The sequence below is a fragment of the Rhizobium albus genome (assembly GCA_030160035.1).
Taxonomy (GTDB): Bacteria; Pseudomonadota; Alphaproteobacteria; order Rhizobiales; family Rhizobiaceae; genus Georhizobium; species Georhizobium albus.
The window spans coordinates 1,236,119-1,257,083 of the sequence record BSNO01000001.1; the positions used below are offsets into that span (position 1 = coordinate 1,236,119).

At 63.9% G+C, this 20,965-nt stretch carries 24 protein-coding genes and 1 tRNA gene; 10 read left to right on the top strand and 15 right to left on the bottom strand.

The genetic code is table 11. The annotated features are described in order from the left end of the window. Window positions 1-87: 87 nt before the first annotated feature. The 5 genes from QQL76_RS05895 to QQL76_RS05915 form a co-directional block, all read right to left on the bottom strand. Window positions 88-1,077 carry a hypothetical protein gene (locus tag QQL76_RS05895; RefSeq protein ID WP_499206777.1) on the bottom strand — a complete coding sequence of 330 codons (990 nt, stop codon included), beginning with the start codon at window positions 1,075-1,077 and terminating at the stop codon, window positions 88-90. Beyond that, complete coding sequence (locus QQL76_RS05900) at window positions 1,061-1,495, bottom strand: phage holin family protein (protein ID WP_499206778.1); 435 nt, start codon at window positions 1,493-1,495, stop codon at window positions 1,061-1,063. Before QQL76_RS05900 ends, QQL76_RS05895 begins: the two co-directional genes overlap by 17 nt. Window positions 1,496-1,528: 33 nt before the next feature. Continuing rightward, the gene (locus tag QQL76_RS05905) at window positions 1,529-2,071 is read right to left on the bottom strand and encodes a hypothetical protein (protein ID WP_499206779.1); all 543 of its coding nucleotides are present in this window, start codon (window positions 2,069-2,071) and stop codon (window positions 1,529-1,531) included. An 86-nt stretch (window positions 2,072-2,157) separates the two neighbouring features. Then, complete coding sequence (locus tag QQL76_RS05910; RefSeq protein ID WP_499206780.1) at window positions 2,158-3,129, bottom strand: NADPH:quinone oxidoreductase family protein; 972 nt, start codon at window positions 3,127-3,129, stop codon at window positions 2,158-2,160. Beyond that, window positions 3,126-4,367 (bottom strand): acyl-CoA dehydrogenase family protein, encoded by a 1,242-nt coding sequence (locus QQL76_RS05915; RefSeq protein ID WP_499206781.1) that lies wholly within the window; start codon window positions 4,365-4,367, stop codon window positions 3,126-3,128. The genes QQL76_RS05910 and QQL76_RS05915 overlap by 4 nt, the downstream gene beginning before the upstream one ends. 74 nt (window positions 4,368-4,441) lie before the next feature. On the opposite strand from QQL76_RS05915, the gene QQL76_RS05920 reads away from it, so the two are divergent. From QQL76_RS05920 to modC, 7 genes are all read left to right on the top strand, one after another. Beyond that, window positions 4,442-5,263, top strand: a complete 822-nt coding sequence (locus tag QQL76_RS05920) for a Rossmann-fold NAD(P)-binding domain-containing protein (RefSeq protein ID WP_499206782.1) — start codon at window positions 4,442-4,444, stop codon at window positions 5,261-5,263. After that, window positions 5,263-6,303, top strand: a complete 1,041-nt coding sequence (locus QQL76_RS05925) for a phosphotransferase (RefSeq protein ID WP_499206783.1) — start codon at window positions 5,263-5,265, stop codon at window positions 6,301-6,303. Before QQL76_RS05920 ends, QQL76_RS05925 begins: the two co-directional genes overlap by 1 nt. Further along, complete coding sequence (locus QQL76_RS05930; protein WP_499206784.1) at window positions 6,296-7,072, top strand: SDR family NAD(P)-dependent oxidoreductase; 777 nt, start codon at window positions 6,296-6,298, stop codon at window positions 7,070-7,072. The genes QQL76_RS05925 and QQL76_RS05930 overlap by 8 nt, the downstream gene beginning before the upstream one ends. A gap of 9 nt (window positions 7,073-7,081) precedes the next feature. Then, complete coding sequence (locus QQL76_RS05935; protein WP_499206785.1) at window positions 7,082-7,453, top strand: winged helix-turn-helix domain-containing protein; 372 nt, start codon at window positions 7,082-7,084, stop codon at window positions 7,451-7,453. 71 nt (window positions 7,454-7,524) lie between these two features. Beyond that, on the top strand, window positions 7,525-8,304 hold the full coding sequence (gene modA / locus QQL76_RS05940; RefSeq protein WP_499206786.1) for a molybdate ABC transporter substrate-binding protein: 780 nt from the start codon (window positions 7,525-7,527) through the stop codon (window positions 8,302-8,304). A 6-nt stretch (window positions 8,305-8,310) separates the two neighbouring features. Next, window positions 8,311-9,000, top strand: coding sequence for a molybdate ABC transporter permease subunit (modB, locus tag QQL76_RS05945; RefSeq protein WP_499206787.1), 690 nt, complete (start codon window positions 8,311-8,313; stop codon window positions 8,998-9,000). A gap of 2 nt (window positions 9,001-9,002) precedes the next feature. Beyond that, window positions 9,003-10,115 carry a molybdenum ABC transporter ATP-binding protein gene (modC, locus tag QQL76_RS05950; protein ID WP_499206788.1) on the top strand — a complete coding sequence of 371 codons (1,113 nt, stop codon included), beginning with the start codon at window positions 9,003-9,005 and terminating at the stop codon, window positions 10,113-10,115. Between the two features lie 18 nt (window positions 10,116-10,133). On the opposite strand, the gene QQL76_RS05955 is transcribed toward modC, so the two are convergent. Then, a complete protein-coding gene (locus QQL76_RS05955; protein ID WP_499206789.1) occupies window positions 10,134-10,898 on the bottom strand; it encodes a Rossmann-fold NAD(P)-binding domain-containing protein in 765 nt (254 codons plus the stop codon). 88 nt (window positions 10,899-10,986) lie between these two features. Beyond that, window positions 10,987-11,937, bottom strand: a complete 951-nt coding sequence (locus QQL76_RS05960) for a lytic transglycosylase domain-containing protein (RefSeq protein ID WP_499206790.1) — start codon at window positions 11,935-11,937, stop codon at window positions 10,987-10,989. A gap of 165 nt (window positions 11,938-12,102) precedes the next feature. Between QQL76_RS05960 and QQL76_RS05965 the strand changes: the two genes are divergently transcribed. From QQL76_RS05965 to QQL76_RS05975, 3 genes are all read left to right on the top strand, one after another. Continuing rightward, window positions 12,103-12,975, top strand: a complete 873-nt coding sequence (locus QQL76_RS05965; RefSeq protein ID WP_499206791.1) for a D-alanyl-D-alanine carboxypeptidase family protein — start codon at window positions 12,103-12,105, stop codon at window positions 12,973-12,975. Between the two features lie 93 nt (window positions 12,976-13,068). Continuing rightward, window positions 13,069-13,145: transfer RNA gene (locus tag QQL76_RS05970), tRNA-Arg, on the top strand. A gap of 130 nt (window positions 13,146-13,275) precedes the next feature. Further along, a complete protein-coding gene (locus QQL76_RS05975; RefSeq protein ID WP_499206792.1) occupies window positions 13,276-13,710 on the top strand; it encodes a pyridoxamine 5'-phosphate oxidase family protein in 435 nt (144 codons plus the stop codon). Window positions 13,711-13,745: 35 nt separating this feature from the next. On the opposite strand, the gene QQL76_RS05980 is transcribed toward QQL76_RS05975, so the two are convergent. The 8 genes from QQL76_RS05980 to QQL76_RS06015 all read right to left on the bottom strand — a co-directional run bounded on the left by QQL76_RS05980 (window position 13,746) and on the right by QQL76_RS06015 (window position 20,956). Next, complete coding sequence (locus tag QQL76_RS05980) at window positions 13,746-14,525, bottom strand: hydroxypyruvate isomerase family protein (protein WP_499206793.1); 780 nt, start codon at window positions 14,523-14,525, stop codon at window positions 13,746-13,748. After that, window positions 14,522-15,175 carry a class II aldolase/adducin family protein gene (otnC, locus tag QQL76_RS05985; protein WP_499206794.1) on the bottom strand — a complete coding sequence of 218 codons (654 nt, stop codon included), beginning with the start codon at window positions 15,173-15,175 and terminating at the stop codon, window positions 14,522-14,524. The genes QQL76_RS05980 and otnC overlap by 4 nt, the downstream gene beginning before the upstream one ends. Further along, entirely contained in the window at window positions 15,172-16,428 is a 1,257-nt protein-coding gene (gene otnK, locus QQL76_RS05990) for a four-carbon acid sugar kinase family protein (RefSeq protein WP_499206795.1), read from the bottom strand. Before otnK ends, otnC begins: the two co-directional genes overlap by 4 nt. 2 nt (window positions 16,429-16,430) lie before the next feature. After that, window positions 16,431-17,333: an NAD(P)-dependent oxidoreductase gene (gene ltnD / locus QQL76_RS05995; RefSeq protein WP_499206796.1), complete on the bottom strand. Its 903-nt coding sequence runs from the start codon at window positions 17,331-17,333 to the stop codon at window positions 16,431-16,433. Further along, entirely contained in the window at window positions 17,330-18,316 is a 987-nt protein-coding gene (gene denD / locus QQL76_RS06000) for an SDR family oxidoreductase (RefSeq protein ID WP_499207125.1), read from the bottom strand. The genes ltnD and denD overlap by 4 nt, the downstream gene beginning before the upstream one ends. Window positions 18,317-18,382: 66 nt before the next feature. Then, a complete protein-coding gene (locus QQL76_RS06005; protein ID WP_499206797.1) occupies window positions 18,383-19,132 on the bottom strand; it encodes a Rossmann-fold NAD(P)-binding domain-containing protein in 750 nt (249 codons plus the stop codon). Between the two features lie 31 nt (window positions 19,133-19,163). Further along, on the bottom strand, window positions 19,164-20,441 hold the full coding sequence (locus QQL76_RS06010) for a TRAP transporter large permease (RefSeq protein ID WP_499206798.1): 1,278 nt from the start codon (window positions 20,439-20,441) through the stop codon (window positions 19,164-19,166). Beyond that, window positions 20,438-20,956, bottom strand: coding sequence for a TRAP transporter small permease (locus tag QQL76_RS06015; protein WP_499206799.1), 519 nt, complete (start codon window positions 20,954-20,956; stop codon window positions 20,438-20,440). The genes QQL76_RS06010 and QQL76_RS06015 overlap by 4 nt, the downstream gene beginning before the upstream one ends. Window positions 20,957-20,965 lie beyond the last annotated feature (9 nt).

Genomic DNA, 20,965 nt, shown 5'->3' on the forward strand with positions numbered 1-20,965 from the left:
GGTTCCGCGAATTGATCAGCCCAGGCAAAGAAAAAAGCCCGGCCCATGCCGGGCTTTCTGCTGAGCAGTTCGTCAGAACCCCTGCGATCAATGCACCTGCGGGGTGGACGTCGTCGAAGCCGTCGTTGCAGGAGCGGAAGACTGGTTCGTCGTCGAAGCGGCGTTGTTGCCATTACCGCTCGAAGCCGTAGACGTCGATGCCTTGTCGGCGGCCGGCGTCTTACGGGCGCGGGTCTGGCGTGCCTTCCGCACGGTTTCCGAAGCGCCAGAGGCTGCCGTCTTCGATGACGCTGAGGTCGAGCGTTTGCGCGTTGCCGGCTCATTCGCCGCAGATTTACGCGTGGACTTGCGTGTGGTGCCAGCTGCGGAAGCTGCTGCAACTGGCGCGCTGCGCGGCGCGCGCTTTACGGGTGCGCGACGTGCAGGGATCGGGGCATCATCATCGTCGCTGTCGTCGGAGAGAGCAGCGAGCACCGGATCCTGGTTGCGACGTGCGGCGAACATCGAGGCTGCTGCAGCGCCGATCGCCAGCGCGAACAAGCCCGTTGCCGTCGGGTTGCGCTTGACCCACTCGACGCCTTCCTGCGTGGTGTCGGCGGAATAGCGGGCTGCACGACGTGCTGCGAGTTCTGCATCATGGGCCGAACGGGTTACGGCGCGGCTCGCGCTCTCGGCTGTCTCGCGGGCGTAATGCACAGCGTCGTCAGCTGCTTCGACAGCGACATCGGCGGCATCATGGATGTAGCCACGGGCGGTATCGGACGCCTTGGATGCATAGCCGCGAATCCGTTGAGTGCCCTTGTCCACGTCACGACGCGACAGAAGGCGCGTGCGCTCGTTGGACTGGGTTGCGAGGCCAAGCAGGCCGAGCGCCACCAAAGCTGTCGAGAGCGGATTGTTGCGTGCCTTCTGCACGGCCCAGTCCATCATCTCGCTGGCGGAAGGGTCTTCCTGGCCCGTGACACGACCAGCCAGTGCCTTCGGCGAGAATTCGCGGGCAGTGGTGTCGATCCGGTCCTTCATGCGCTCACGCAGGCCGTCAATTTCTTCTTCGATGCGCTCACTTGATTTTGTCATTGAAGGTCTCCTTGAATTGGGTCGCATTCTCGCTCGTTGCGCGAATGGTTCTCACAGGTTTCAGATTTTGCGGCTTCAGCCGGGCGGCCCCGATCCATAAGGCGATGACACCGAACAGAAGGACAGCCGCACCGATTGCGAGTGCTGCACCGGCCGGGCCGAGGTAAATCGCGAGCCATGCAACCAACGCCTGAGCAAGCAGGAAGGTTGCGACGGCACACAGCAGCAGTCCGCAAAAAATCATCGTCAGGCCGCTCTGTGCCTGCGACAACTTCTCCGAAAACTCCGCCTTTGCGAGTTCGATCTCCTTGCGGAATAGATCGATCGTATCTTCGAACAGAGCCCTGAGGTTCTGGATCAGCGATGGCGGTTGAATCGGTCGTTGTGGATCGGTCATCGTTCTCTCAATGCTCGGCAAGAAAGGTGCCGGGTACGCAACGCGTCATGTCCCTCAGGCGGTCGATTTCGTCGTGCGCCTGCGGGTGGTCGTGCCTGCAGACTTCGCGCTGGCTGACCCACGTGGCGCGCGCGATTGCGGCTGGCGTGTGCTTGCCGGACGCGGCGCTGCGATGTTGCGCTGCTGGCGGTGCTGCGCAGCGGACTGCAGGGTGTTGGCGACAAGGAAGCCTGCGATTGCCAGCGCGCCGTAAGCGACCAGTGGCTTTTCGCGCACGAAGTCTTCGACGCGCTGCGTGGCGGAGCGCATGTCGAGATCGTCCACGTTGGTCGTCATCTCTTCGGCCTTGGTGGCGACATCATCGACCATGCCGGCAACGGTTGCATAACCTTCGTCGCGCAGTTCGTCGCCGCCGCGGCGAAGCGCGCGCACGATCGTCATGCAGAAATTCTTGAATGCATTGCGCTGTTCGTCGACGACGGCTTCAGCCTGCGCGCGTCCAGTCTCGTAGGCCTTGCCGGCAAAGCGGCCGACCTGATCTTCCACGGTCTCGAATACTTCGTTTGCCGTGCGCTCAATACTTGCTTTCGTGGGCATCGTCCGCCTCCGTTTCGTTGCCCCCTCAACGCGACGGAAGATGACTTGTTCCACATTTGCTTATGTAAGGTTGCGTCGCGGCAATATCAGGGCACGAGCACCGTCTTGCCACGCGCACCGCGCTGCAGAATTTCGCTCAACACGGCGGCCGCGTCGGCGAGCGGGCGCTTGTCACCGACATGAGGTCTCACGCGACCATTCGCGTGCCAGGCGAACAGCTCGCGCATGTTTTCCAGATAGAGCGCGCGTTCCCTGGCGATGAAGTTTCCCCAGAATACGCCGATCACGGCAAACTCCTTCACGAGTGCCAGGTTGACGGGAAAGCTCGGAATGCGCCCCGACGCGAAGCCGACGACGAGCAGCCTGCCGCCCCGCGCCATCAGCCGCGTGGCCGTGTCGAAGGCATCGCCTCCAACGGGATCGAAGACGACATCGACACCTCGGCCGGCGGTCTCCTGCTTCACCGCGTCTTTCAGGTCATCATAGCCGAGCACGACGTCGGCGCCGTTTGCTTCAGCCAGCGCACGCTTATCCTCGCTCGATGCGACCGCGATGACATGTGCGCCCATCGCCTTGCCGATCTGGATCGCGGCAATGCCGGTGGAACCCGCAGCACCCAGCACCAGCAGCTTCTCGCCCGGTTGAAGTGACGCACGTTGCTTCAGCGCATGATGCGACGTGCCATAGGCACAGAGCAGGGCACAGGCGTCATCGAACGACACGTGATCGGGAAGCGCGATCAGATTGGCGGCATCGGTCACGAGTTCGCTCGCATAGCCGCCGGTGGTGAGGAGTGCCGCGACGCGATCGCCGATCGCAAAGCCTTCGACATTGTCGCCCAATGCCGCGATCGTGCCGGCGACTTCCATGCCGGGGGTGAACGGCGTTTGCGGCTTCATCTGGTAGAGGCCCTGCACCAGAAGCCCATCCGGATAGTTGACGCCGATCGCTTCCGCTTTGACCTGCACTTTGCCCGCAGCCGGCGCCCTCAACTCGACCCTTTCCAACCGCAACTGATCGAGCGGGCCGAAGGTGTGGCAGACGATGGCGCTGGTCATTTGGCGGATCCTTCGCGGTAAAGGGCGAGTTCGTTGCGCGCCACCTGGCGGCGGTGGACAGCGTCCGGTCCATCGGCAAGACGCAGCGTGCGCAGATGCGTCCACATGCGCGCAAGCGGCGTGTCCTGTGACACGCCCTGACCGCCAAACATCTGCACCGCTTGATCGACGACCTTGAGCGCGACATTCGGCGCTACGACCTTGATCTGGCTGATCCAGGGTGCAGCAGCCTTTGCATCCTTCTGGTCCATGGCAAAGGCGGCGCGCAGGCAGAGAAGCCGCGCCATTTCGATCTCCATGCGGCATTCGGCGATGATGTCGTGGTTGGCGCCGAGATCGGCGAGGTGCTTGCCGAAGGCTTCGCGCTCGACGGCACGCCGGCACATGAGTTCGAGGGCACGTTCCGCCTGGCCGGTGGCGCGCATGCAATGGTGGATGCGGCCGGGGCCAAGCCGACCTTGCGCGATCTCGAAGCCGCGTCCTTCGCCGACGAGCAGGTCCTCGACCGGTACACGCACATCGCTGAAACGCAGATGCAGATGCCCGTGTGGCGCGTCGTCATCGCCATAGACCGCCATGGCCCGCAGCTTCTCGATGCCTGGAGTTTTCGCGTCGACCACCAGCATGGAATGGCGGCGGTGGCGCGGCACATCTTCGCCACCGGTCCGCACCATGACGATGTAAACGGCGCAGCGCGGATCGCCGGCGCCCGACGCCCACCACTTCTCGCCGTTCAGCACATAATGGTCGCCATCGCGGTCGCAGCGCATGGCGATGTTGGTGGCGTCGGAGCAGGCGACGTCCGGCTCGGTCATCAGATAGGCCGAGCGGATATCGCCGGCGAGCAGGGGCTTCAGCCAGCGCTCCTTGTGAATATCCGAGCCGTAGCGTTCGAGCACTTCCATGTTGCCGGTGTCGGGCGCGGCGCAGTTGAAGATCTCGGCTGCCAAATGCGACTTGCCCATTTCTTCGGCGAGATAGGCATAGTCCACCGTCGTCAGGCCGTAGCCGCGCTCGCTGTCGGTGAGCCAGAAATTCCAGAGACCGCACTCGCGCGCTTTTGCTTTCAGCGTTGTCAGGATTTCGCTTTGGCGGGCGGTGTGCGACCAGCGATCGCCTCTACCGACTTCGGCGAGGAACTCTGCGTCAAGCGGGGCGATCTCCTCTTCGATCATCTGCTTTACCGCAGCGTGAATCGGGATGAGCCGGTCCGTCATTCCAAGGTCCATGGCGCTCATCTCATCCTTCCTCCTCGGTTGTCCTTCGCCGTCTCCATCGACTAAGGATCGATGAGGACAGGGCGGAGGAGCATATGGCCTATCTGGAGGACCTCTTTACGGTCAAGGACAAGACGGCGCTCGTGACGGGCGGTGCCACCGGCATCGGACGCATGGTTGCGACGGCGCTCGTGCAAGGCGGCGCGCATGTCTACATCGCTTCGCGCAAGGGCGCGGATTGCGAAGCCGTGGCACAAGAGCTGAACGGTATTGGCGCATCCGGTCGTGCTGAAGGCTTTGCCGGCGATGTCGGCAGCGAGGAGGGCGTGAAGGCGCTTGCAGCGGAACTGGCGCAGCGCACCGACCGCCTGAATATCCTCGTCAACAATGCCGGTATCTCCTGGGGCGAGCCGCTCGAGAGTTTTCCTCATGCCGCCTGGCAGAAGGTGATGAACGTCAATGTCGCGGGCCTGTTCACGCTGACGCGGGACCTCCTGCCGCTGCTCGACAAGGCCGCCAGCGATGCGGACCCGGCGCGCGTCATCAATCTCGGCTCGGTCATGGGAACGGTGCCGCTCGCCGATGGCGCCTATTCCTATTCGGCGTCGAAGGCCGCGGTGCATCACCTCACGCGCATTCTCGCCAATGAATTCGCGGCCCGCCGCATCACCGTCAACGCTTTCGCGCCTGGGCCTTTCCAGAGCAAAATGACGGCATTTGCCACCGGCACGGATGAGAAGGCCGAAATCGTCGGTCGCGGCGTTCCGCTGGGGCGGATCGGGTCGCCTGACGATATCGCGGGCGCCACGCTCTACCTTTGCTCGAAGGCGGGCGCGTATATTTCGGGCGCAATCCTGCCGCTCGATGGCGGCATGTCCGCGCATGACAGCAACCGACTGTTCAAGGACTTCCAGTGATGGCGGCGGTGACGGATATCGTGGACATGCCGGACATCGATGCGCTGGAAGCTGTGCTGGCCGGCGAGATCGAGGGCTTCGGCCGCATCAGCGAAATGCGCAAGTTCGACACTGGCCAGTCGAACCCGACCTATCTGATTGTCACCGCGGACCGCCGCTTCGTGCTGCGCGCCAAGCCGCCCGGGCAGCTCTTGAAATCCGCGCATCAGGTCGATCGCGAGTTTCGCGTCATGCGCGCGCTCGGCGGCACGGCGGTGCCGGTTCCAAGGGTTCACTATCTCTCGCCGGAGGACTCCGTCATGGGTCGGATGTTCTTCGTCATGGAGCATCTGGATGGGCGCATCCTGTGGGATCCGGCCTTGCCCGAACTGTCCGCGCACGAACGTCAGGCAATCTATGACGCGATGGTCAAGGCACTGGCTGCGCTGCACGATGTCGACATCGAGGCTGCCGGGCTTTCCGATTTCGGGCGGCCCGGCAATTATTTCGAGCGCCAGCTGAAGCGCTGGAGCGAGCAGTACCGCGCAAGCGTCATCGATCCGATCCCCGACATGGATGCGCTGATCGACTGGCTTGCCGAAAACCTGCCGGACGATGACAGCCAGGTCTCGCTGGTGCATGGCGATTTCCGCATGGACAACATGATCTTTGCCAAGGACAGCGCGACGATCCTCGGCGTTCTCGATTGGGAGCTGTCGACGCTCGGTCATCCCTATGCCGATCTTTCCTACCAGTGCATGCAGCTACGGCTGCCGCATGACAGCACGTTCAAGGGGCTGGGTGGGCTGGATCGCGCCGCACTCGGCATCCCGAGCGAAGAGGACTATGTCGCGACCTATTGCCGGCTGCGCGGCATCGATCGCATCGACAATTGGCGCTTCTATCTCGCCTTCGCCTTCTTTCGCCTCGGCGCGATCCTGCAGGGCGTGCTGAGGCGCGCTGTCGACGGCAATGCGTCCAATCCGGAACGCGCGCGCGAAATGGGCCGCGCGATCCCGCTGATCGCTTCTGAGGCGATGGACGTGATCCGCAATGGGTGAGCGGGGCGGACCGTTCGTAGGCGCTGTCGTCCTCATCACCGGGGCGGCCGGCGGGTTCGGCCGCGCGATGGCGAAACGCTTTGCCGATGAGGGAGCGCGTCTCGTTCTTGCCGATCGCGACGAGGCGCTGCTTGCCGAAAGCGCAGCCGGGCTGGATTGCGAAACGGTGCTGCTTAGCGGCGACATCATTTACGAAGAGACATCGGCACATCTTGTCGCTGCGGCGCTCGACCGGTTCGGCGCCATCGATGTCGCCATCAACAATGCCGGGATCGCTACGGCCTTCAAGCCGCTGCATGAGGTGACGGCAGCGGAAGCGGAGCAGTTGATCGCCGTCAATCTCATGGGCGTGATCCACGGCATGCGGCATCAACTCCCGCCGATGCGCCGGCGCTTTGCCGCGACGGGCCGGCCGTCCGCCATCGTCAACATCGCGTCCATCGCCGGCGTCATCGGCGCCAATGGGCTCGCGGTATACGCGGCGGCGAAACACGGCGTCGTCGGACTGACGAAATCGGCGGCGCTCGAGAATGCCCGCCATGGCGTGCGGGTCAACGCGATCTGCCCGACATTTTCCCCGACCGCGATGGTGACCGAGACGATCACGAAAGGCGGCCCGGACGTGGATCTGCTGGCAAAGGGCATCCCGATGCGGCGGCTGGCGAGCGTCGAGGACGTGGTCGAAGCCGTGATCTATGCGGCGTCGCCTGCATCGAGCTTCATCACCGGCCAGACATTCAATGTCGACGGCGGCATCACCGCTGGCTAGGTTTTGGCGATGACCCATTCGAAGAGCGATCCGACCGTCAGGCTGCGCATCGTGCTCGGCGCCGACATCGCGTTCGGGCCCGGCAAGGCGGACCTGCTCGACGGGATCCGCGAAACCGGCTCCATCGCAGCCGCCGGTCGACGCATGGGCATGAGCTACAAGCGCGCCTGGACGCTGATCGAAACGCTGAACCGAAACTTCTCAAGGCCACTCGTCGAAACATCCAAGGGTGGCTCAGAACGCGGCGGCGCGGTGCTGACCGAAGCCGGGGAGGCGGCCCTCGCGCTTTACCGTCAGATGGAGGCGCGGGTGGTTGCCGAGAGCGTGGCAGAGGTCCAGAAACTCAAGGCGATGCTTTCCGATATGTCCGAACGGAAATAACGGTTGCGCGGCCGCGTCATCTCTGGTTCCCTGCCGATATGTTCGTCAAAACCTATCGGGCGCCTCTTGCCATGCTGACATCGCCTGCCAAGCTCCGCCGTTTCACCGTTGGCGCTCTCGCGTTTGCTGCGGTGATAGGCGCACAGCCCGCGCGCGCGGCGGAAGCGACACTTGCTGTTGCCGCGAATTTTGCCGAGGTGGCCGAGGTTCTCGTCGATGCGTTCGAAGCAGAAACCGATCACACGCTGAGGATCTCCGCAGGGTCAACCGGTCAGCTTTATGCGCAGATCATCAATGGTGCGCCGTTCGACGTGTTTCTCTCCGCCGATCAGCGCTCCATCGCGCAGCTGGAAGCCGAGGGCGGTGCGGCTGAGGGAACGCGTTTCACCTATGCGATCGGCAAGCTGACGCTGTGGAGCGCCGACGAAACCCTGATCGGGGAGGATGGCGCCGCGTTCCTTCAAGCCAACACCCTCCGCGCACTCGCGATCGCCAATCCCGATGTCGCGCCCTATGGGCTGGCAGCGCGCCAGACGCTTGAAGCGCTCGGTCTCTGGGAGACGCTCGAGCCCAAGATCGTGCGCGGCGAAAATATCGGTCAGACCCACGCGATGGTTTCGACCGGCAATGCGGAAGCCGGCTTCGTCGCGCTGTCCTACGTGCTCAGCCCTTCCAATCAGCAGCCCGGCAGCCGCTGGGACGTGCCCCAGGAGTTCTACGAGCCGATCCGCCAGGATGCGGTCGTCACCGCGCGCGGCGCGGACAACGAGGCTGCGACTGCGTTCATCGCATACCTTGCCAGCGCGCCGGCAAAGGCCATTATCGAAGACTATGGCTACGCCACAGAATAGAGCCTGATGCTGTCTTCAATCCCGCTTCCCGATCCCGGCCCGCTCATTCTCACGATGCAGCTTGCTGCCGTGACGACGCTCGTGCTGCTCGTGCTCGGTACGCCGCTTGCGTGGTGGCTGGCGCACACACGCGCGTGCCTGAAACCGGTGGTCGAGGCACTGACGGCACTGCCGCTCGTGCTGCCGCCCACCGTCATCGGCTTTTATCTGCTGGTTTTGATGAGCCCGCGCGCGCCGCTCGGCGCGTTCTGGGTGAGCCTGACAGACACGACGCTCACCTTCTCTTTCATCGGTCTCGTGATCGCGTCCGTCTTTTATTCGCTGCCCTTCATGGTGCAGCCGCTGCAGGCCGCATTCGAGGCAGTGGGCAAGGCGCCGCTCGAAGCGGCTGCAACCCTGCGGGCAGGGCCGCTCGACCGCTTCTTCTTCGTTGCCGCACCGCTGGCCGCGCGCGGGTTCCTCACGGCGATCGTGCTGACGTTCGCGCATACGGTCGGCGAGTTCGGCGTGGTGCTCATGGTCGGCGGCAACATTCCTGGCGAGACGCGCGTCATCTCGATTGCGATCTACGAGCATGTCGAGACGCTGCGCTATGCGGAAGCGCATGTCCTGTCGGCCATCATGCTCGTCTTCTCCTTCGTCGTGCTGATGACGGTCTATACGCTCAACCGCCGCTTTCCGCTGAAGACGGTCTGACGATGGCGATGCTCGACATTGGCATCGCGCGCCGCTTCGGCGCCTTCGATCTTGAGGTGGAAGAGGCGATCCCGCTTGCCGGCATCACGGCGCTTTTCGGCCATTCCGGCTGCGGCAAGAGCACGCTTCTGCGCATTCTCTCGGGTCTCGACCGCGAAGCGAGCGGCCATGTGCGCTTCGACCGCGACATCTGGCAGGAAAGCGCCACGGGGCAATTCGTGCCGACGGAGCGGCGTGGCGTCGGCTATGTGTTCCAGGATGCGCGGCTCTTCGATCATCTTTCGGTAAAGGGCAATCTCGCTTTCGCCGACCGCCGCTCGCGCAAGATCGGGGACAGGCCGACCTTCGATGACGTTGTCGATGCGCTCGATCTCGCACCGCTGCTCGACCGATCCGTCACGGCACTGTCCGGCGGCGAACGCCAGCGCGTCGCCACCGCCCGAACGCTGCTTTCGCGGCCGCGTCTGCTGCTGCTCGACGAGCCGCTCGCGGCGCTCGATGGCAGGCGCAAAGCCGAGATCCTGCCGCATATCGCCAGCCTGCCGCGTCGGTTCTCAATTCCGATCGTCTACGTCACCCATGCGGTGGAAGAGGTCGGGCAACTCGCCGATCGGATGATCGTGCTCTCAGCCGGTCGCGTCGCTGCCAAGGGGCCAGTCGAGGAGGTTCTGTCGCGCATCGATCTAGGGCCGCTTACGGGGCGCTTCGAGGCAGGTGTCACGTTGACGGTTGAGATCGTCGACCATGACGCGGAGTGGGCAATGACTAGGCTCGACCATCGCGGCCAGCCGCTCCTCGTTCCGCGCATCGACGGCGCGATCGGCCAGATGGTGAAGGTCCGGCTGCGTGCCCGCGACGTTGCTCTGGCGACGGAGCGGCCGAGCGGGCTTTCGATCCGCAATGTTCTCTCGGGCACCGTTCGTCAGATCGCGGCAGAGGCCGATACGGCCTATGCGGAAGTGCTGGTGGATGTGGCGGGTGTCGGCGTGCGCGCCCGCGTCACGCGCATGGCCGTCGCCGAGCTCGGGCTCGCCGAAGGCCGGCCGGTCTTCGTTCTCGTCAAGTCGATCGCGATCGACCGCCCGGCTCAGACCCATCGCCAGGATGATGTCTGAGCCGCGGAGAAGACGGCTTTATTTCGGCGCCATGCGAAGCGCGCCATCGAGGCGGATCGTCTCGCCGTTCAGCATTTCGTTATCGAGAATGGCAAGCACGAGCTTGGCGTATTCGTCCGGCTTGCCGAGGCGCGACGGAAAGGGCACCGAGGCACCGAGGCTCTTTTGCGCCGGCTCCGGCAGGCCGAGCAGCATCGGCGTTTCGAAAATGCCCGGCGCGATGCAGCAGACGCGGATGCCGATCTGCGCGAATTCGCGTGCGGCCGGCAGCGTCAGCGCCTTTACGCCACCCTTGGATGCGGCATAGGCCGTCTGGCCGATCTGGCCTTCATAGGCGGCGACGGACGCGGTGTTGATGATGACGCCGCGCTCACCGCTTTCCGAAACCGGATCGAGATTAGCTGCGCGCTCCGCCACGAGGCGCAGGAAGTTGAACGTGCCGATCAGATTGACTTCGATGGCCTTGCGGAACTCGTCGAGCGGCATGACGCCCGTTTTCGACAGAACCTTCTTTGCAGGCGCGATGCCGGCGCAGTTGACGAGGATGCGGGCCGGCCCATGCGCCTCTTCTGCACGCTTGACGGCGTCTTCGGCCTGCTCGGCGCTCGAAACGTCGCAGCCGATGCCGATGCCACCGATTTCGTCGGCGATTTGTTTCGCGCCCGCCTCATTGTGATCGATCAGGGCCACCTTGGCGCCTGCCTTCGCCAGTGCTCGCGCCGTCGCCGCACCGAGCCCGGACGCGCCGCCGGTGACGATTGCCGCTACTCCAGTGATGTCCATGATCCCGTCTCCTGGTCGTTTCGTTGGACGGGTTCTATCGGCGTTACCGCGACGCTTGCAAGCTTCCGTTGCGCCAAAGAACGTGCCGTCAGTTGCGCACGACCAGGCAGAAGCCACCGGCGCGCCTGATGTCGGCGCACAGCGCCTGGCTTTCCTCGCGCGTATCGCGCCCAACGCGCACGGCCGTACGGCTGCGGCTGCCGAAGGAGCGGTTGCGCTCGGCCACGAAAATGGGCGTTTCGCCGGCGAGCGCCGGTGTTCGCGCCTGGACGCGGGTGAAGATGCGCTCGGCATTGGCACGGGAGAAATCCGATCCCAGCTGCACGCCCCACGGCTTCCAGTCGCCCGCAGCCATCCGCATCTCGCTCATGCGGCTGTTCTTGGCGAGCTCCAGGCAGGCTTCCGTAAATGGCACATCAGTGGCCAGTGCGAAGTCGAGATCGGCCGGGGGATCGTCGCGCCACTGCTCGACGCCGCGGCCGGTGATGATGTGGACATAGGCGCGCGTCTCGCCCGGCATGAACGTGTCACCCGCCAGAAACCGCCGCGCGCGCTCCTCGCCCGCATTGTAGCCGATCGCGGCAAGTCCCAGGCTGCCGAAGCGGTCCTTCATCTCGGCAAGGTAGTGCGCCGAACGGGCAAGCGCCTCCGCCGGGTTGAAGGGGTCCGAAAGTGCCCTGAGCCTTGCCGTCGAGGGAATGAATTGCGCAATGCCCTGCGCTCCGGCGGGGCTCACCGCATTCGGATCGAAACGACTTTCCTGCCAGATCAGCCGCGCGAAAAAGCCGGCCGGCAGATTGTGGCTCTCCGAAAGATGCTCGATGGCTTGGCAAATGTCCTCGGCGAAATGGTCGGAACGGATGCAGATATCGGCCGGCAGGCGGCCCGGCAGTGCCACCGCGTGGCGCCAGCCGCAGCGTGCCTCTTCGGCCACAGCATGCTGAGCGGACAATTCGGCCGCCCTGGCGCCCGGTGCCGGCGCGACCGCGACGAGAAGCGCCAGCATGAGGGCGCGCAGACAGAAAGGCATGAGGCTCATCGGGATCCGCCAGCTCGTTCGCCCAAGAATTCCTCGCTCCAGCTTCTCATGCAAGTATGAATAACGCCGCCTTAATCTTGTCGGCTTAACACTGCGACTTCACGTCGAACTGCCGGGCACCGCCGGTATATTCGACAGTTCTGATTCAATGCACGGGGCCTTTGCTTGCAGACCATCCTTCATTTCGCGCCGGTTCCGCTGCGCCGATTCCTCGCGCTCGTCTTCGCGGCGGTCCTCCTGGCTGGCTGTACCAGCACGACCCTCCAGGTGTCCACGCCGGTCGCCCCGCCGCCACTTTCGGAAAAATATGCCGCCATCGTCGTCGATGCGCATTCCGGCCAGGTGCTCTATCAATATGGCGCCGATACGCCGCGCCATCCGGCTTCGCTGACGAAGATGATGACGCTTTACCTGTTGTTCGAAGGTTTGCGCGATCGCCGCTTCGCTGAAACCACACCGATCCCGGTCTCGGCTTACGCGGCCGCGCGTCCGCCGACAAAGATCGGCTTCAGGGCAGGGGAGACGCTTTCGGTCGAGGAAGCCATCCTCTCTCTCGTCGTCAAGTCGGCCAACGACGTCGCCACCGCCGTTGCGGAATATCTCGGCGGTTCGGAGGAGGGCTTCGCCGGCGTGATGAACGCCAAGGCCCGCCAGCTCGGCATGGCCAGCACGATCTTTCGCAATCCCCACGGGTTGCCGGACAGCGCGCAGATCACCACGGCACGCGACATGGCCGTGCTGTCGCTCGCCATGCGCCGCGACTTCCCGCAATATTACCGTTATTTCGGCAACAAGGACTTCATCTATCGGGGCACGACGATCCGCGGTCACAACGAGCTGGTCGGTTCCATGCCCGGTGTCGACGGCTTAAAGACCGGTTACATCCGCGCATCCGGCTTCAATCTCGCAACGTCCGCCCAGGCCAATGGCCGCAGCGTGGTTGCCGTCGTGCTCGGCGGCAACACCGCCAAAGAGCGCAACGACCATATGCGCCAGCTGCTCGAGATCTACATGCCGCTTGCCTCGCGCGGGCGGTGAGGTTTCGCGAAACCCACGCGCTCGCCAATTCCCCATTGAAGCGGAGCGCGCCATCGTCTATCACCAATTCCGCGCGGATCACGCTTCGCGCCGGCACCCGTAGCTCAGCTGGATAGAGCGCTGCCCTCCGAAGGCAGAGGTCACAGGTTCGAATCCTGTCGGGTGCGCCAATCGTTCCCAAAACCGTGATGCTGTCGCTACTTCAGTGGTTCGCGCTGGTTTGCGACATCGGCGCAACGTATTTGGCGTTCGCAAGTTCTCCACGGCAGACCTTCGCCCCTGTCGCTTCTGGAGACGACGATGACCGATCGAACGCTTGAGCAGATTTCAAAGACGATGCGCGACATCGATTTCACGATGTTGTTCACGCGCACGGAGAATGGTGCGCTGGCCGGGCGGCCGATGAGCAACAACCGGGATGTGGAATTCCAAGGTGACAGCTATTTCTTCACCTATGATTCGACACGAACCGTTTCGGATATCGAAAGTGACCCCAAGGTCTCCATGTCGCTTCAAGGATCCGCAGGGTGGCTTGGCAAGCCGCCGATTTTCATTGCGATCGAGGGGACAGCCGAACTCATCCGCGACAAGAGCGCCTTCGAGGAGCATTGGACGAAAGATCTGGAGCGTTGGTTCGAGAACGGCGTCGATACGCCAGGCTTGGTTCTGATCAAGGTGCACGCCGATCGCATTCATTACTGGGACGGTGAGGACGAAGGCGAGATCGGCGTCTGAAGCGTTCGGCGAGCGAACCGCGCGCGAGCAGCGCCTCAAAACGCCTTCAGCCACCCCAGCCCGTCCTCCGTCAGCCCGCGCGGCTTGTATTCCGCGCCGAAGGGACTGTCGTAGCCGGCGGCTGCAAGCGCGTTCAACAGCCATGGAAAGGCGATCTCGCCGTGGTCGGGCTCGGTGCGGTCGGGCGCAGCGGCAAACTGGATGTGGCCGATCTTCGGCAGATGCTGCGTCAGGCGCGTCAAGAGATCGCCGCCCATGATCTGCATGTGGTAACAGTCGGCCATGATGCGCAGGTTTGGTAGGCCGACGCGGTCGATGATGTCGGCCGCATGCGCAATATCCGTCAGGAAATAGCCCGGCACGTCGCGCGTGTTGAGCGGTTCGATCAGGATGCCGATGCCATGGGCGCCGGCCGCCTGGCAGGCGTAGTCGAGGTTCTCTGCAATAGTCCGCTCTGCGTCTTCGCCCTCGGCTCGACCGGCCATCACGTGCACATTCATCGCGCCAATCGCCTGCGCATAGGCGATCGCCTGATCGATGGCGGCGCGCGCTTCCGCTTCGCGCCCGGGCAGGGCGGCAAGGCCGAACTCGCCATTGTCGACATCGCCGCGCACCGTATTCAGCCCAAGCACGGGCAGGCCGGTTCCTTGCAGTGCTGAAAGCAGGTCTGCCGCCGGCGTCGCATAGGGCCAGTGCAGTTCCACGGCCTTGAAGCCGGCGCGGTGCGCTGCCCGCACGGCATCGGGCAGATCGTATTCGGTGAAGAGAAAGCCGAGATTGGCGGAAAAGGCGAGGGGCATGGCGTCGATGCTCAATCCCACTCGACATCGAACGTATCGACGATATCTCGGATCTCGCTGTCATTCAGCAGCCGCGGGTTCATGCCGCGCGTTAGAAGCGCCAGGCGCGCCGTCTCTTCCAGCTCTTCCATGGCGTAGACGGCGGCTTCGAGGTCCTTTGCGGCAACGACCGGGCCATGATTGGCAAGAAGCACCGCGCTGCGCCTGCCCGCAAGGCCGCGGATCGCCTCGCCCATGGCGGCATCGCCAGGGCGGAAATAGGGGAGCAGCTTCACCTTACCGAGCCGCATGATCGAATAGGGCGTCAGCGGCGGCAGCACGTTGTCCGGGTCCGTCTCCGGCAGCATGGAAAGCGCGACCGAGTGGCTTGAATGGAGATGCACGACCGCGCCGGTTTTCGCGCCGCGCGTTTCATAAAAGGCGCTGTGCAGCGCCATTTCCTTCGTGGGTTGATCGCCGGAAACGAGCGTTCCGGATGCGTCGAAATGAGAAAGCCGCGCCGGATCAAGCCGCCCCATGGAGCTGCCGGTCGGTGTCACCAGCAAGCCACCGTCGGCGAGTCGCATCGAGATGTTGCCCGAGGCGCCGCCGGTCAGACCGCGTTCGAAAAGCGATCGCGCCAGCGTGCAGACGAGTTCGCGCGCTTTCACCTCCTCGCTGCTCATGTTTGTGCCCCCAACGCCGCGACGGCCCTGTCGAAAAAGTCGTCCGAGCCGAAATTGCCGGATTTCAGCGCCACCGCAAGCGGCTTTCCCGTAACGCGCATCGCCGGAACGCCGGGATCGATCTCGGGGCCGATCTGCAGCGCATCGATGCCGAGCCCGCGCACCACCGCGCCCGAGGTCTCGCCGCCGGCCGAAACGATGCGGGTGAAACCCCTTGCCGCGAGTGCACCGGCGAGATCTGAAAAGAGGGTCTCGATTGCCTGGGCCAGCGGTTCTGTGCCGTGGCGCGCCTGTGCTGCCTTCACGGTCGCAGGATCGGCGGACGAATAGACCAGCGGCACGGCAGCGCGATGCTTTTCGACGAAGTGCACCAATGTGTCGACATCCACGCTGCTATTCATGACGGCATCGGCGCTCACCTCGAAGGACGGGTGCGCCTGCCGGTATCGCTCGACCTGGCATCGCGTGGCGTTGGAACAGGAGCCAGAGAGAATGACGGCCGGACCGTCCACGCCGCCCCACGCATCGCGCGCATCCGCCAGAAGACCGCGTTTGCGGAAGTTGCCGGGCAGTCCGGTCGCGATACCGGAGCCTCCGGTCAGAAGCGGGATATCGTGCGCCGCCGCACCGATCGCTGTGAGGTCGTCGTCGGTCAGCGCGTCGACGACGATCAGGCGATGGCCGGCCTCGTCTTCACGGATAAGGCCCCCGGCGATCGTTTCCGCGCCTCCCGCGACGTGCCTGTAGGCCACATGGCCGACGCTTCCCTTCGCCTGCAGGCCGAGCCAGCGACGGATATCGGGATCCGTCATCGGCGTCAGCGGATGGTTTTCCATGCCGGATTCGCTCAGCAGCCGGTCCTGCACGAAGAGGTGTCCCTGATAGAGCGTGCGGCCGGCACCCGGGAAGGCCGGGCAGACGATGACCTTGCGGGCGCCCAGCCGATCGGCCAGCGCCTCGGCGACCGTACCGATATTGCCCTCAGGTGTCGAATCGAATGTCGAGCAGTATTTGAACAGAAACTGGATGCAGCCCTGCCGCTGAAGCCATTCCAGTGCTTGCAGGGATTGTTCGATGGCCTCCTCGACCGGGATGCTGCGCGTCTTAAGCGCGACGACGCCGGCTTCGACGTCCGCTCCGGCATCGGTCTGCGGCAGTCCGCAATATTGCGTCGTGCGCATGCCGTTCTTGACGAGCGTGTTGGCGAGGTCGGAAGAGCCGGTGAAATCATCGCCGATGCAGCCGAGCAGCATGGTCAGTCCTTCGTCGTCTTATCGGGCAGGGCGATCCCACCTTCTTGTGCATAGAGCTTGGCAACGGCCACATCGCCGATCCGGCCAAGACCCTGTTCCTTGGCTTGTGCAAACCGGCCGAAGGCGGCATCTGCGAGCGTCACCGACAGCCCTGCCGCCTCCGCCATGTCGCGCACGATGCCGAGATCCTTGACGAAGATGTCGACGGCGGAATGCGGCCGATAATCGCCGTCGGCGATGTATGGCGCGCGGTTCTGGAACATCCAGGACGAGCCCGCCGAACGGGAGATCACCTCGATCATGCGGTGCGGGTCGATCCCCTGGCCGATGCCGAATGCCATGGCTTCAGCTGTCGAGACCACGTGGATGCCGGCGAGCAGCTGGTTGACGATCTTCATCGCCGAGCCGGGGCCAGCCTTGTCGCCAAGCTCAAAAACGGTCTCCGCCATGGCGTCGAGCGCTGGGCGGGCGCAGTCGAATGCATCCGCGCTGCCGGCGGCCATTATGGAAAGCTTGCCTTCCGCAGCGCGTGCCGACCCACCGGAGATCGGCGCATCGAGATAATAGATGCCGCGCTCTGCCAGCCGCGCCTCGAAGTCGATCGCGTGCTCCGGTGCGAAAGTCGCGCAGGACATGACGACGGCGCCTTCCTTCAGGCGCTTCGCAATGCCGTCATCGCCGAACAGGATCGCCTCGGTCTGCGCCGCATTGACGACGACCAGAACGGCGATATCGGCTTCACTTGCCGCATCGCCGAGAGCCGCCGGTTTGCCACCTTCGGCGGCGAAGCGCTCTACTGCATCTGGATCGATATCGTGGCCGCAAACCTCATGGCCGGCGCGCAGGAGCGATTGCCCCATGCCGAAGCCCATGGCGCCGAGGCCCACCAGAAGAACGGCGCTCATGCGGACAGCTCGATCTTTTCGTCGGTGATGTGCGCATCGAGGATCGCATCGAACGAAATGTCTGGCGTAAATCCGAGCTCGATCGCCCGCGTGGCGTCGAAGGCTTTCGGCCACGTGGAAATGATCGCATCGATCGCCGCATCCGGCTCATGGCGAATGCGCGCGACGGCGGCATCACCTGCCACGCGGCGCAGCGCCTCGATCTCCTCCGCGACCGTTGCCGTTACGCCAGGCATGGTGAGGTTGCGCCTCGTGCCGATCCTGTCGGCCGCGATGTCGCCGGCATGGACGAGGAAGCCGATCGCGGCGCGGGGGCTCGCAAACCAGTGCCGCACATCCGGCGAAACAGGCAGCACGGCGTCTTCGCCCACCAGCGGCTCGCGCAGGATGTTGGAGAAGAAGCCCGAAGCGGCGGCATTGGGCTTGCCGGGCCGGATGCAGATGGTCGGCAGGCGGATACCGATGCCATCCATGAAACCGCGCCGCGTGTAGTCTGCCAAAAGCAATTCGCCGATCGCCTTTTGCGTGCCGTAGCTCGACATCGGCGTCAACACCTGGTCGTCGCCGATTACGTCGGGCAGGGGCGCGCCGAAGACGGCGAGCGAGGAGGAGAAGACGACGCGCGGGCAGTAGCCGGACCTGAGGTGCTCTTGCCGGATCGCCTCGAACAGGTGCCGCGTGCCGTCGAGATTGATCCGGTAGCCCTTGTCGAAATCGCGCTCCGCCTCACCCGAAACGATTGCCGCCAGATGGTAGATGATCGCCGGGCGGCTCGCGATGAGCGCGTCCGCCGCACCGAGTGCCGTCAGGTCGCCTGTTCTAGCGGTGACCTCTATCGCAGCCTCGATGGCCGGCGCCTCGACAACATCGAAAAGCGTGATGGCATCGAGTGGCGTGCCGCCAATCGTGCCCTTGGCCGCGAGCGCTTTTGCCAGCCTGAGGCCCAGCATGCCGGCTCCGCCGATGATGAGGCATTCGCCCATGTCGATCGCACTCCAGAAAAGCAAAGGAAGGCTGCCCGACAGAACAGCCTTCCCGTTCAAACATTATCAGATGCAGCGGCCGCCATCGACTTCGAGGCAGACGCCGGTGATGAATTCGGCTTCGTCGGAGGCGAGGAACCCGCATGCCTTCGCGATATCGAGCGGGCGCGAGAGGCGGCCGAGCGGAATGCCGGCAATGATCTTGGCGCGGGTCTCGGGCGTATCGTCGCCCGGCAGGAACTGGTCGGTGAGCCCCGTCTCACCCATCACCGGATTAACGCCGCAAACGCGGATCTTCCGGTCGGCCAGTTCGACGGCCATCGACTTGGTGATCGCGATCGCAGCACCCTTCGAGCCGTTGTACCAGACGAGGCCCGGGCGTGGGCGCACACCGGCGGTGGATGCGATGTTGATGATGACGCCGCCGCCGTTTTTTTCGAGCACGGGCACGCCGTGGATGGCGGCATGGTAGAGCGACTTGACGTTGACCGCATAGACCTTGTCGAAGGTCGCTTCGTCGACGTTCAGCATGGACTGGTTCTTGTGCGTCGTGCCGGCATTGTTGACGATGATGTCGAGCTTGCCGAAGCGCTCCACGGCCGCGTCGATCATCGCCCTGGTGTCGTCGCTCTTCGTCACGTCGGCGGTGAAGGCGGAGGCGTTCTCGCCGATGGCGGCAGCGACTGTCTCGGCAGCATCGGCGCGAATGTCGACCACGAGCACCTTTGCGCCCTCCTGGGCAAAGTAATGCGCGATGCCTTCGCCATAACCGCCGCCGGCTCCGGTGATAAGTGCGACTTTGTCTTTCAGTTTCATGATGGTCTCCTCGAGAATGTCGTCGCGATGGTCAGCGATAGAAAAGTTCTACAAGTCCCAGTGAGATGAACGGGACGTAGGTGACGAGCAGCACGCAACCCATGACGACCAGAACCATCGGTACGAGCGGCGGGATGATGGTCTGCAGGGATATGCGGGCGACCGCGCAGGCGGCGAAGAGGTTCACGCCCACCGGCGGCGTGATCATGCCGAGCGCCAGGTTAACGACGATGATCAGCCCGAAATGGACCGGATCGACACCGTAGGCGATTGCGATCGGGGCGAGCAGCGGTGCGAGCACGAGGATCGCCGCCGACGTTTCGATGAACATGCCGACCATGAACAGGAACACGTTGACCGCGAGCAGGAAGCTCCACTTGTTGGTGAACATCTCCTGCACCCATTCCGCCACGATCGAAGGCAGGCCGCTTCTCGTGATGAGGAACGAGAATAGACCGGCGCCGGCGATGATGATCATGATGACGGTGGACGAGATCGCCGACGAGCGCAGCGCTTCGTGGATCTTGCGGAAGGTCAGCACGCGATAGACGAACATGCCGACGACCAGGGCGTAGACCACGGCCACGGCCGAGGCTTCGGTCGGCGTGAACACGCCACCATAGATGCCGCCAAGCACGATGAAGGGCATGAGGATCGCCCAGAAGGAGCGGCGCAATGCCCGGAAGAAGGGTTGGCTGTCGAGCCCGTCCTCCTTGCCGTAGCCTTTGATGCGGCAGAGGACGAGCAGATAGATGAAGAGCGCTGCGGCAACAAGAAGCCCAGGTCCGATGCCGGCGAGGAAGAGCTGGCCGATCGATGTCTCGGTTGCGACACCATAGAGGATGAGCGGGATCGACGGCGGAATGAGCACGCCAAGCTCCGCCGATGAAGCCTGGACGGCAGCTGCCGTGCCGACGGGATAGCCGTGCCTCACCATGGCCGGGATCAGGATGACGCCGATTGCGAAGGTCGTCGCGACGGACGAGCCCGACACCGAGGCGAAGATCATGCAGGTGATGACGCAGGTGCAGGCAAGGCCGCCCTGGATGCCGCCCACCATCGACTTTGCGAGATCGACGAGGCGTTCGGAAATGCCGCCTGCGGCCATGAGATTGCCGGAGAGGATGAAGAGCGGAACTGCAAGCAGCGGAAAGGAATCGAGGCTGGTGAAGACGCGTTGCGCCACCAGGAGCAGCGGCACCGTGGAAAAGAAGTGGATGCCGAACGCGCTCGCGAGCACCAGCGAAACGCCGATCGGGACCGCCAGCGCAAAGAGCGTGATCAGCGAAAAGGCGAGGGCGGCGTTCATATCGCGCCCTCCACGTCCTTGAGCTCGCCCTTGGTTGTGGTGTCGGCTTCATTCCAGACTTCGATGAACCGGGCGATGACGCCGAGCGTTGCCAGTGCCGAGCCCACGGGCAGCGCTGCATAGACCCAGGCGATCGTCACCTGCAGGCCAGCCAGGTTCTGGCTGCGCACCCGCATCGTCATGCCCCAGCCGTACCAGATGAGGATGGCCAGGAAGATCAGCGAGGCGATGAGGATTACGACATAGAGCACGCGCCGGAATGCATTCGGGCTGACATCGACAAGGAAATCGACCGCAATCATCGTGCCCTGACGGAACGCGGCGGCGAAGCCCAGAAAAACCATCCAGATCATCGCCGAACGGGCGGCGACTTCCGACCAAGCGGAGGGGTGGCCGAACACGAAGCGGGTGACGACCTGATAGAAGGCCAGTGCCACGACGATCGCGAGCGCGAGGATCGCAAGCTCCAGCGCGACGCGCGTCAGCCGCCGCTCGATTGCGAGAAACCACTGCATGGGACAAGC

Bases quoted from the DNA above. Each gene is read 5' to 3' on its own strand.
- QQL76_RS05895 (WP_499206777.1), bottom strand. From the start codon at position 1,077: ATGACAAAATCAAGTGAGCGCATCGAAGAAGAAATTGACGGCCTGCGT.
- QQL76_RS05905 (WP_499206779.1), bottom strand. From the start codon at position 2,071: ATGCCCACGAAAGCAAGTATTGAGCGCACGGCAAACGAAGTATTCGAG.
- QQL76_RS05910 (WP_499206780.1), bottom strand. From the start codon at position 3,129: ATGACCAGCGCCATCGTCTGCCACACCTTCGGCCCGCTCGATCAGTTG.
- QQL76_RS05915 (WP_499206781.1), bottom strand. From the start codon at position 4,367: ATGAGCGCCATGGACCTTGGAATGACGGACCGGCTCATCCCGATTCAC.
- QQL76_RS05920 (WP_499206782.1), top strand. From the start codon at position 4,442: ATGGCCTATCTGGAGGACCTCTTTACGGTCAAGGACAAGACGGCGCTC.
- QQL76_RS05925 (WP_499206783.1), top strand. From the start codon at position 5,263: ATGGCGGCGGTGACGGATATCGTGGACATGCCGGACATCGATGCGCTG.
- QQL76_RS05930 (WP_499206784.1), top strand. From the start codon at position 6,296: ATGGGTGAGCGGGGCGGACCGTTCGTAGGCGCTGTCGTCCTCATCACC.
- QQL76_RS05935 (WP_499206785.1), top strand. From the start codon at position 7,082: ATGACCCATTCGAAGAGCGATCCGACCGTCAGGCTGCGCATCGTGCTC.
- modA (WP_499206786.1), top strand. From the start codon at position 7,525: ATGCTGACATCGCCTGCCAAGCTCCGCCGTTTCACCGTTGGCGCTCTC.
- modB (WP_499206787.1), top strand. From the start codon at position 8,311: ATGCTGTCTTCAATCCCGCTTCCCGATCCCGGCCCGCTCATTCTCACG.
- modC (WP_499206788.1), top strand. From the start codon at position 9,003: ATGGCGATGCTCGACATTGGCATCGCGCGCCGCTTCGGCGCCTTCGAT.
- QQL76_RS05955 (WP_499206789.1), bottom strand. From the start codon at position 10,898: ATGGACATCACTGGAGTAGCGGCAATCGTCACCGGCGGCGCGTCCGGG.
- QQL76_RS05960 (WP_499206790.1), bottom strand. From the start codon at position 11,937: ATGAGCCTCATGCCTTTCTGTCTGCGCGCCCTCATGCTGGCGCTTCTC.
- QQL76_RS05975 (WP_499206792.1), top strand. From the start codon at position 13,276: ATGACCGATCGAACGCTTGAGCAGATTTCAAAGACGATGCGCGACATC.
- otnC (WP_499206794.1), bottom strand. From the start codon at position 15,175: ATGAGCAGCGAGGAGGTGAAAGCGCGCGAACTCGTCTGCACGCTGGCG.
- otnK (WP_499206795.1), bottom strand. From the start codon at position 16,428: ATGCTGCTCGGCTGCATCGGCGATGATTTCACCGGCTCTTCCGACCTC.
- ltnD (WP_499206796.1), bottom strand. From the start codon at position 17,333: ATGAGCGCCGTTCTTCTGGTGGGCCTCGGCGCCATGGGCTTCGGCATG.
- denD (WP_499207125.1), bottom strand. From the start codon at position 18,316: ATGGGCGAATGCCTCATCATCGGCGGAGCCGGCATGCTGGGCCTCAGG.
- QQL76_RS06005 (WP_499206797.1), bottom strand. From the start codon at position 19,132: ATGAAACTGAAAGACAAAGTCGCACTTATCACCGGAGCCGGCGGCGGT.
- QQL76_RS06010 (WP_499206798.1), bottom strand. From the start codon at position 20,441: ATGAACGCCGCCCTCGCCTTTTCGCTGATCACGCTCTTTGCGCTGGCG.
- QQL76_RS06015 (WP_499206799.1), bottom strand. From the start codon at position 20,956: ATGCAGTGGTTTCTCGCAATCGAGCGGCGGCTGACGCGCGTCGCGCTG.